Below are 10,598 nucleotides of genomic sequence, written 5' to 3'. Positions count from 1 at the left end.
GCGGGAGGACTTCTACGCTGCTGCCGTCCACCTCCTGGCGCAGTTGGGCCGCCCAGGAGGCTTCCGACGTCTCATCTCCTCTGCCCGCACTCGTTGGGTAGGCAAAGATTTACCCCGGATGGCTTAGAACTGGACGGTTACTCCGGGTCGACTGTCGACGGCGTTTTATCCCCGTGCCCGAAGTCGTCATCTTGGCGGCTGCCATGCCTGTCGCCCTGTTCTGGCGCTTAAACTCGCCGAGCGCGGCGCCGACCCGGCCCTGCAGCACCCGAAATTGAGCTTGCTCCGAGAAAGGTGAGTTCCATGGCGTCGATCACAGCCCCGCGCTTCGCCGGCCTCGCGCAATTGCAGCAGTGTCTCGACGGCGCCCGGATGACGTCAGCGGGCTTCGACTCTGACGGCGATCAAGTCGTCGACGTACCCAACGACCCGGCCGCTGTAACTGCGGTCCAGCAGGCTCTGGCCGACCTCGGCTACGTGATCGCCGTCGACGGCGACTACGGTAGCGGCACCGTCGACATCGTGCGACAGTTCAAGAACGACGAAGGTCTGCCCGTCCCGCCCGGTCTCATCCAGCACGACGGCGTCACCGGCTCCGGCACGATGGGGCGGCTGGACCAGATCTTCGCCCAGGAGAGCGGCAGCAATGGCGAGCTGAAGGCCATCGTGGACGCCAAGCTCGCAGAGGTCGCGGGCACCGACATCGATCCCGGCCAACAGGTCGGGGGCTTGGTGCGGACCGTTGATCTGCAAGGCGTCATTGCCGCCTGCGAGCGTGGCCTCGTCTGCGTGACCCCGGCACAGGAGGCCTGCGTCGTTCTCGAGCCGGTCGCTACACAGTGGAGAAACACCGGGGCGGAGGCCGGGCCATTCCGCTACCCGGCCGGCGACAGTGCGGTTCTCGGTGGGCGGGTCGTGCAGGACTTCGGCGGCGGAGGCATGGTGGCACCGGACGGACCCGCCGCGCAGGGCCCCGTGCTCACCATGGGCCTGCCGGTCTGGTCGAGGTGGCGAGAGCCGATCGGCGGATTCGACCCGGGTTGGCCCACCACCGGAACCGTCGCGGTCGGCTTCGACGGTGCCGCCGAGTTCGGCCTGTTCGACGCCGCGACAATTGTGAGTCATCCTGACACTGGCGGCCAAGTGCTGCCGACCGCCGTCGCCAATTTGTGGCAGTCCATGTCCGGTGGCGCCGACCTCGGCCTGCCGACTTCCAGCGGTACGGCGACCGCCGACGGCGGGCGGGTCTTCGGCTTTACCGGCGGCGCCATTCATCAAGCGGTCGACGGCACGGTCGCCTTGGCCGTCAATGAGGTCGCTGCGGGCGAGTCCGTGCCTGGACTCCGGTTCCTGCTGCCCGCCGACCCGAACCGGGGACTGCGCTCGGCCACAAGCGACAACCGCGTCAAGGCATTCATTGGTGGCAAACAAGCACTTCCAGGCATGGCCGCCGACATCGCCGCCGCGACGGGGCCTGATGATTTCATTTACCTGATCAATTGGTACTGCAGCGTCAATCTCGCAATGCAGCCCGGTAACCCCGACACCACGCTGCGCAAACTGCTGGAGGTGGCCACCCGCGGCAACGGCCCCCAACCGGGGGCGCAGGTGTGCGCCATGTTTTGGAAATCCAAGACCCAGGCCAACGACACCAGCAAAACCCTCGCCACACTCTCCCCGCTCTTCTTCGGCGACCAGTTGCTCACTCCCATCAATCGTGAATCGGTAGCGTTCATCAACTCCCTACCCCATTCTGGTGCGATCCTCGACGGCCGCCACCTCATCGTCGGCAGCCATCACCAGAAAGTCCTCGTCGTCCGCCGCGGTAACCAACTCGTCGCGTGGACCGGCGGCGTCGACATCAACCCCGACCGGCTGCACGAGAAGGGTGTCAACGGCTCCTTCGCCACCGGCTCACCGTTGTTCGACGTCCACGTGCGCATCGAAGGCGCAGGCGCGCTCGACGTCCTGGAGACCTTCGTCGACCGGTGGAACCGTCATCCCGAGTCCAGTTCGTTCGAGCCTCTGCGGGGAGCGGCTTTCGCTCCCGTCGGGGGAATGACGGGACCGCATAGCGTGCAGATCTCGCATACCTACGGGCGAGGCTTCCCGTTCCCTTATCCAGTCCTGTCCGGCAAAGCGGTCCTGGAAAACGCGCTGCGCAACACCCGGCGGCACGCGTACATGACATGCCAGTACTTCGTCGGCTCCGAATCGCTGCGCGACGCGTTGCGGGTCGCTTTGCGTGCGGCTGACTTCGTGGTGGTCGTCATGGCCCCGCTCGAAGCCGTCGACGACCTGCCCGACATTGCGTTCCGCCGCCAGGCGTTCGTGGCCCCGCTCATGGCCGAGTTCCCCGGAAAATTCCTGGCGTTCGAGGCCCTCGGCACTGCCGGCACACCGACCTCACCGGAGGCGTATGTCCACTCGAAGCTGCTGCTGGTCGACGATGAGGTCGCCTGCATTGGCACCCTGAACTACAGCCGCCGATCGTGGACCCACGACAGTGAGGTGATGGCGTCGATCATCGACACCGTCGGCCCTACTTTCCCACCGGTCGCCGATGCCAGCGCGTTCGCAGCTGACCTGCGCACTGCTCTGTGGGCCGAACATCTTCAAGTCCCGGCGGCCTCCGTCTCGGATCCTGCCGCCGCCAAATCGAACTGGCTGACCCTTCCACTAGGCGCCCGCGTACGGCCGTACAATCCCTCTGCTCCGGTCACCCGGCCCTCCGTCGCCGGGCTGGAGATTTCGTCGCGCATCCTCGATGCGTACTGGGATACCGCCGCCGACCCGCAGGGCTGACCAGCCCGGCGTTGTGCCATCGGATCTCGGATCTATCTCAGGAAAGGACTGACGGAACTGCTCCCACCGTCAGGTCTACTCTGAAGTTGCCCCGGTTTCGTGGAGTCTCACCCGCTGTGCGAAACGGGTCCCACGATGCCGAAGTCACGCCCCCCATACCTGCCGGAGTTCCGCGAGCGGGACGTCGAGCTGATGAAGGCCGGCCGGTCCGGCAAGAGTCTCGCAAGAGAGTTTGGTTGCACCGAGCAGAGCATCCGCAACTGGAAGAAGCAGCTAGAGGGAAGCGGCAGTGGCACCTCCAACAGCAATGGCGAGAGCAGGCCAGCGCCCAGGGCGAGCAGTGCCGCCTCGGATGAGCGCGCCGAGTTCGAGCGGCTACGGCGCGAGGTGCGGGTGCTGCGCGAGGAGTGCGACATCCTAAAAAAACTATTCCGGCAAATATGGCCTGAGCGCCTCTTCGATATCTCGGAGGTAGGCGTCTGGGTCGGCGCGGAAGCGTCGGCCCATGATGCGAGGGACGCGCCGCGTTTCAAGTTGAGCGCGTAGCTGCCGCCAGTCGTTGAGGTCCGCAGGCGCCAGGTGGGTTGCGTCGAATTCAGGCAGCAGGTGGGCTGCGGCGATGGCCGGCAGCCGGACTGCGCCGCGCACGACGAGGCCCGCGCTGCCGCGGACCCGGCCCGAGGCCCGCCGCTCATGGTAGCGGCAGGAGCCGAAGAGGTGCTCCAGGGCGTTATCGGTGCGCGGCAATTGCGGTACGTCGTAGCAGTGAAAGAGACCCTTCCAGTAGCGGCGCGTTTCCAGGAGGAAATGAGCCGGGGCCTGGCGCAGGACGCCCCGGTGGCGTCGGCGCGTCCAGCGCACCAGGGCAGCCAATAGGGCCGACAGACGGCGGCGCACGCCCGCGGCATCCAATCCGGGCTCATTCTGGAGGATGGCCGCGGTGCGCTCGACCCACCGGTAGGCGCGTGCGAGGGCGGGCCACATGGAGGCGGTAGTGCTGCGTGCTTTGCGCAGCACCGCCCGCAGGCGGCTCAACTCCGGGACGCAGGCCCCCCCTTCTTCCACCCGCTCCAGGCTCTTCTCGATGGCGCCCAGCCGTCGGCGCAGCAGCAGTCCGGAGGGATTGAGGGGTGGGCGGCGGTCGTCGGTGAGCGCGCTCCGGACAGCTGCCGCATAGGCGCGCGTGGCGCGGGCGCTCGCGTCGTCCCGGCCCTCCACGGCCCGCTCCACTTTGCGCACCTCTCGCACGCGCTTCTTCAGCTCCTTCTTCGCATGCCGGTCCACCTCGTAGAGCGGCCGGGCCGCCTCCCGCAGGTAATGGAAATGGCATAGCTGGTGCGGCACCCCAGGCAATGCATGCGCCACGGCATTGCGAATACTTCGCTGCCCATCCGACACCACGCCGACGATGGGCACCTGGCCCAGCGCACGCTTCACTTCCTCCAGCAGCGGCGCGAGTTCCTGCTCGCCGCCAGCCAGCAGGGGACGCGCCAGCAGTACCTGACCCGAGAGGCATTTGCGCACGACCCAAAGCACCTCATGCCCTACGTCCGGAGCGAGGCCGTCAATGGCAAGCACAGCACGGCCCTGGCGTTTGAGCGTCGCATGCAGTCGTCCCGCATCCAGCAACTGGAGGCTGACGAGTTCGTCGTACCGCTCGAGCAGGTTGGTGCAGGTGCGCTCGGAGACGGCGACGCCCTTCTGACGCAGCAGTGCGTGAATCTCCGGCACGCTGCGGTGCTCCCGGTAGCGCTGGGCTCCAATGAAGGCCAGCACGTCCAGCCGAACTCGTGCTCGGGCAGCACCCAACGGCCCTCGCCCTCGGCCCTGAGTGGCACTCCCTTCAGCAGGCACTCCTCCCGGTGGCAGACCCGCACCTGCACCGAGAGCCCCACGCAACCCGCCAGCGTCGTCACACAGCGACGCGAGCGCCAATCCGCTCGCGTTCTTGTGCCGCACGCCTCACAGCGCCGGCGCTCGCTGTCGACCTTCACCTCTCGGGTGGCCACGGGGCGAGCCGTCGTCCGAGCCATGGTGCTCCTCCTCTCAGAGGGTCAACACCTGGGGCTCAGGCCATATTTGCCGGTGTGGTTTTCTGTGTGAGAAGCCCAGTCGATGCAGCGTCCGCTGCATCGAGGGCCGACTGGTGGCCACACCCGTGCGGGCCGTCAGTTCGGCCACCAGCTCGCGCACCGTCGCGTCCGGCTTCTGCGCCACCAGCCGCTTGAGCTCGCTGGCCACCTTACCCCGGATGGGCGAGAGCCTGCCGCCACCTTTGGGCCGAGGCGCCACGTCTCCTGTCTCTCGGTACAGCCACAGGACGCGGCTGACTGTCGCCTCGCCAATGCCCAGCAGGTGAGCAATCTACACGTACGACAGGCCCTCGTCGTGGAAGGCCCGCACGATGGCCCGTCTCAGCTTCTCCGGGGTGGGATGTCCTTCGCTCATCCCCAGAGAAGATCAAGCCTCGACGATCGCGTCAAACGAGCCCTGGGTTAGGGAGTCGTCGCGGCGTCCGGCGGGGGCGGCGTGGCGATGAGCAGGCCGTAGGCGTTATTGCCCGCGGTCTGCGTCCACGAAGCCTTGAAGTCCTTCCACGAGTAGACCTCCTCGCGGTTCTGGTAGGGATTGTAGACGCGCACCATCCAGTCGCCGTTGCCATTCTCCTCCACCGCGCGGACGTTCACGAAGTGCGCCGTGCCCCCGGCACGCAGCATTCCATCCGCGCCGTCCGGGTTGATGTTGACCAACGCGACCAGTGACTTGCCGTCGGCGAGGAACCGCGCGAAGTCCTCGGGCGGCAGCTCGTCTCCCGACGTGTAGTCCGTGGACCAGTTCGAGGCCTTGTACATCGGGATCAGGTCGTCCTTGCTGGTCGTCTTCCCGGTGTTGAGCAAGCCCGCGCTCGTGTCTCCGTTGGAGGCCGCGAAGCGGGTCAACGCCTCCTGGGGCAACAGCCCCATCGACGCGCCTACAGCCAGCGGGCCGCACAGATTCTTGTGGACCGTGCGCCAGTCGCCGCCCCACATCGAGTTGAGGTTGAGGTACTGCGCGGCGGAGTGGGGATGCACCGCGAACTCACGCCACTCGCCCGCCTTGCCACGGCCCAGCGTGCTGTCCGTGCCGAGGAAGGAGTGCTTCGGCACCTCGCCGCCGTCTTCCACGCCGTTGAAGAGCATTTCGGTCTGCTCATGCACGGCGGCCTGCCATTCCTGCTGGAAGATGGCCTGCTTTCCCTCGGGCGGCAGGTGGCTCCACGCCATGGAGCTGACGGAGGACGGCGGCGGGCCGTTGACGTCGAACTCCGGCATCGGCCAGTTCTCCGCCACCACCTTCTCCCGAGCGGTCTGGATGATCTGATCGCGGCCCTTCTGTGGCAGGGCGTTCCAGAGATAGGCCTCGATATCCGGCGGGCGTGTGCCGTCCGCCATCCATTGAGGGAAGGGGGACTCATAGGGTGGCGGCAGGGGCTTCTCTTCTGTGACCAGGGGCGCGTACACCCAGGCCTCGGTTCCGTCCTCCAGCTCCACGTTCAGCCAGGAGGCATCGTCGTTCTGGCCAATCACCTTCAGCTTGTCGCCCGTCTTCAGGTCCCCGACGTCATCGAAGTTCTTGCCCGGCCCACTCCGGATGTTCATTCCGCCATTCGCCGTGGCCCAGCGCTCGCCATCCGCCACCTGGCGGTCCGCCACACCAGACAGCCCCAGCTTCTGGATGAGGGCTTCGCGCTGCGGTCCCGGAGGCGTGGAGAGGACCTGCTGCATCTTGCCCGCGGGCACCGGGACGGGCTGCGAGTAGCGCGGGTGCGTCGCCTGCCACTGGCCCAGCGTCTCGTAGCGCACCGTGGGGTGGTTGGGGTCCACCACGGAGCCATCCGGCCTGCGCACCAGGGCGTGACCCACGCCATCGCTCGCGTCACGCATGAGGACGATGGCGTCCCCCGGGCGCGCCAGGCCCACCGCCTTCTCCAGGCAGTTGGCGCTGCCGTCTCCCAACCGCTCCGTGTGCAGGTTGCTCGCGGGCGTGGAGTCGAACGTGGACGTCGACCCGAACGGCCGTGGCTGGGGCTGGAGCGCCGGTTGCCCCCTCCCAGCCGGAGCGGGCAGGGGCTCCGGGCGAGGAGGTACGGCCAGGGGCAGGAAGCGCGAGAACTGAATCATCGGGAGCGGCCTCGGGGACGAAAACGTCGTTTCCCCAAGTCACGCGGAGCCGCATCCGAATTGAATTAAGCCGAGTTAAACGTACCTCCCCGGCCCGCCGCCCCTGTCGCGCGGCGGGCCGGAGGAAGCGGGCTACGGAACGACGTACAGGTCGCCGTTCGTCTGGGTGATGGCCCCACCCACGACGTTGTAGACGTCGAAGAGGTCGGCGCTCTTGAAGCTCGCGCCCGCGGCCACCGGGGCCAGCAGGGGCGACGTCGTCAGCTGCGACTGCGTGGTGCTGACGAAGGTGTTGCCAGTGACCGTGACCAGGTTGTCCGCGGGCAGCGTGCCGCTGTTCACGCTGGTGTCGGGCCGCAGCCACATGCCGGCGAGCAACTGGTTGAAGGCGGCCGAGTTGTGGAGCGGCGTGCTGGTGATGTTGACGCTGAGCGAGGTGTCACCGGCATTGGCCGCGCTGCTGACCGTGCCCGCGATGGAGACAAACGGGGTGTAGCCGCCCGTGGCGTAGTGCGTCTGGTTGTTGTTGTTGATGATCAGCTGGCCGTACGCCACGCCGCTGTGCTTGAGGAAGAGGGTGCCCGCGCCACCGTCGGTGTATGTGGCGCTGATGCCGGTGCCGCCACGCGCCTGGAGCTGCGCGCTGGTCGCGGGGTACGGGTAGCCCACGGCCCCCACGAAGCTGGAAGCATTCCCCGTGCTCACCATCGCGATGCGCCCGCCACCACCCGCGCGCGTGGAGCCGTTCGAGGTGGAGGAAAAGGCATTCGTCCCGTTGGCGGTGAGCGTGCCGTTCCATCCGGTGGTGTCGAAGCCACCGCAGCGCAGGGAGATGGAGCCTCCCGCCGCTCCGTACGACACCGCATTCGCCTTGATGAGGGAGGTCCCGCCCAGCGTACAGACTCCGGCGGCATTGAGCCGGAAGACGCCACCGCCGTTGCTGCGATAGCCCAGGTACGCCGGCGAGCTGCCGACCGTCGTCCCCGCCCCACCCGGATACCGGGGGTCGCGGTAGTCGTCGTAGGCCATGCCCCTGGCCGAGCCGGCCGTGTACCCGCCACCAACGCCACCATGGCCCGCGCCATAGCCTCCCGCCGGACTGGCCGCGGACGCAGGGCCCGTCGCACCAAACCCCCAGAGGGTCAGCGGCGCGCCCTGGGCATCCATCGCCGCCGGGTAGCCCAGCCCCGTGACGTCCACGGTGCCGCCCGTGAGGCTGAAGGTCTCCGAGAGCGTCATCTGGAGGCTGGACACCTGCGCGGCGGCCGGCGAGGTCTTGAACAGCGGCAGGTAGTGCTTGAGCGTGCCCGCGGTCTGCGCATAGCGCGCCGCCATGAGCGAGTTGGTGACCAGCGTGCCGCCGCTCAGGGTCACGTCACCGGACGCGGCGATGGCGGGCACGGTCACCGAGCCCGCGGACACCGTCACGTTGTCCGCGACGAGCGTCCCGCCTCCGAGGGGCGGCATGGCCTGCGTGGCCTGCACGACGTTCACCGCGCCAGCCGCGTACTCGATGCGGCCCGTCCTGCCGCTCGTCGTGTCGAAGAGCGCCAGGCCGTTCACGGTCATCGTGGGCGCGCCGGAGTTCGTCGTGTTGCCGGACACGACGTGGATGTCGCCGTTGGTCTCCAGGATGGCGTTGCCGAGCACATCCAGGTGGTCCAGCACGTCCACGCTGCGGAAGAACGCGCCGGACGCGACGTTGGAGGGCACGATGCTCGTGGTCAGGTTGCCCACCGCGTTGGTGGTGACGCTCACCAGGTTGGACGGATCCAGCATTGCCCCGCCCGCGGCGGTGATGTCCGGCCGCAGCCAACCGCCCGCGAACACGCCGTTGTAGACGGAAGAGGACGACGGGGTCGTGACCTGGGTGAGCGCGGGGTTGAAGTTCAGCGGCGCGCCCGCGTTCTCGTAGTAGGTCGCGTTGAACATGGTGCTGGCGACGGAGACAGGGATGGAGGTGGCGCCCGCGGTGACGTTCGCCGTGACGGTGCCGGCCAGCGCGGGGAGCCGGGTGGTGCCCTCGTTCTGGTAATGCGCGGGCGAGTTGTTGGCGATGATGAGGTCGCCGTAGGTCAGCCCGCTGTGCTTCAGGAAGATGGTGCCCGCGCCACCGGCCCCCACCACGTAGCTGGAGTTGGCCGGAGCGCCGCCGAAGGCGTGGACCCGGGCAGGGAGGTTCACGGGCGGGTAGCTCACCGCGCCGGTCATCGTCGCGGCGTCACCGGTGCTTACCAGGGCGATTCGGCCACCACCGCCCGCGCCATTCGGAATGGACGAGTTCCCCGCGCCCTTGCCCCCGTCCGCGTTGATGCTTCCCGTCCAGCCCGTGGAGACGATGGCGCCGCACCGGAGGTTGATGGAGCCGCCCGCGGCATTGAACGAAGCGGACGCGGCGAGGGTGGAGGCACCTGCCAGCACGCAGGGGCCTGAAGACGTGATGCGCACCACTCCGCCTCCATGAGAGCCCGAGTAGGTGTCGTTGGTGGCACCGGGGTACTTCGGGTCGCGGTAGTCGCCGTAGGTCGTCCCCGCGTTGCCCGCCTGGTTGTTGTTGGCCTGCGAGATGTTCATGCGGTAGTTGCCGGAGCCCATGCCGCCGTGGCTGGCGCCGTAGAGCATGCTGGTGCCCGCGAGCGATGCCGACGGCACGCCATTGGGACCGAAGCTGACCAGGCCATTGCCGCTGCAGGAGCCATTGGCGAAGCAGGTCATGCCGTAGCCCTTGTTGGTGGTGTTGATCGCGCCACCCAGCAGGTTCCAAGAGCCGGTGAGCACGTCCAGCTTGAACATGGCGGCGTTGGTGGCCTGGAGGTGCGTCACGGTGCCGCCCGTGATGAAGACGTCACCAAAGGTCTGGCCCACCGTGCTGGCGTCGAACGTGACGGTGCCGCCGGTGATGTAGAGGTTCCGGCCGCCCGCGTGGCTGGAGGTGACCGTGACAGTACCGGTGGTGATGGTGGTGCCCGCGCTGCCATTGAACAGCGCCGAGTCGAACGTGACGGAGGCCGTGTCCGGTAGCGTGGTCGTGCCGCTCCCGTCCGTGACGGTGGCGGAGAACGTGGTGGGCACGGTCAGCGGCGTGGCGCTGCGCGCGGTGACGACGTAGCTCCCCGCGCCGGAGTCCACCGCCGTGAGGCACGTCGCACCCGGCGTGTTCACGGTGCAGGCGGAGGTCCCCGTGCCGCCCAGCGTGACCGACCCGTCACTGCTCAGGACCTCCACATGGAGCCCCGTCCCCAGGGGTTCACCGTTCACGTCGCGCGGCGTGACGGTGAGGGTCACATAGGCCAGTCCGTCCGAGGGCGCGTTGGTTGCGGACGCAAGCAATTGAGGCTGCGGTGAAGTCAGACCCGCACGCGAGTTCGCGGGAGCCGGCCCACTTTCTTCCAGTGGTGGCGGGGAACAACTGATCAACGCGGCGAACACAAGCGAACCTGCGAATGGCAGACGCATGAAATTCTCCCTTTGAATTGGAACAGCGGCCGGCTGGCAATACTTCAGCCCGGGCCGCTGGACGTCCGTATGCTTCAGCGGGGCTGCGCGATGGAAGGAATTACTGGAAACATTCTTCACGCAATCGAGTCTTTCTTGACCTGTCCGCGAGCCCTGGAGACATGGAGCGCACTCACC

At 67.6% G+C, this 10,598-nt stretch carries 5 protein-coding genes and 1 pseudogene; 2 read left to right on the top strand and 4 right to left on the bottom strand.

Translation table 11 applies throughout. The features are described from left to right. Window positions 1-303: 303 nt before the first annotated feature. Both D7Y11_RS26015 and D7Y11_RS26010 read left to right on the top strand, forming a co-directional pair. Window positions 304-2,805, top strand: a complete 2,502-nt coding sequence (locus tag D7Y11_RS26015; protein WP_126935053.1) for a phospholipase D-like domain-containing protein — start codon at window positions 304-306, stop codon at window positions 2,803-2,805. Between the two features lie 135 nt (window positions 2,806-2,940). Continuing rightward, window positions 2,941-3,231: pseudogene (locus D7Y11_RS26010) on the top strand (transposase); the annotation flags it as partial. Here the strand turns inward: D7Y11_RS26010 and D7Y11_RS26005 are convergent. The 4 genes from D7Y11_RS26005 to D7Y11_RS25990 form a co-directional block, all read right to left on the bottom strand. Next, window positions 3,232-4,838, bottom strand: a protein-coding gene (locus D7Y11_RS26005; RefSeq protein ID WP_233607395.1) for a transposase whose coding sequence is annotated in 2 segments (ribosomal slippage) — window positions 3,232-4,586 and window positions 4,586-4,838 — 1,608 coding nt in all. Because the reading frame shifts where the segments join, the coding sequence is not laid out codon by codon here. A 13-nt stretch (window positions 4,839-4,851) separates the two neighbouring features. Continuing rightward, window positions 4,852-5,097 (bottom strand): winged helix-turn-helix domain-containing protein, encoded by a 246-nt coding sequence (locus D7Y11_RS26000; RefSeq protein ID WP_158641998.1) that lies wholly within the window; start codon window positions 5,095-5,097, stop codon window positions 4,852-4,854. A gap of 203 nt (window positions 5,098-5,300) precedes the next feature. Next, the gene (locus tag D7Y11_RS25995; RefSeq protein ID WP_126935051.1) at window positions 5,301-6,965 is read right to left on the bottom strand and encodes an SH3 domain-containing protein; all 1,665 of its coding nucleotides are present in this window, start codon (window positions 6,963-6,965) and stop codon (window positions 5,301-5,303) included. A gap of 132 nt (window positions 6,966-7,097) precedes the next feature. Next, the gene (locus tag D7Y11_RS25990; RefSeq protein ID WP_126935050.1) at window positions 7,098-10,295 is read right to left on the bottom strand and encodes a hypothetical protein; all 3,198 of its coding nucleotides are present in this window, start codon (window positions 10,293-10,295) and stop codon (window positions 7,098-7,100) included. Window positions 10,296-10,598: the final 303 nt, after the last annotated feature.

It is taken from the genome of Corallococcus sp. AB018 (assembly GCF_003986945.1).
Lineage (GTDB): Bacteria > Myxococcota > Myxococcia > Myxococcales > Myxococcaceae > Corallococcus > Corallococcus exiguus.
The sequence above is the reverse complement of the archived record's forward strand: the minus strand, read 5'-3'. Positions and strand labels throughout refer to the sequence as shown.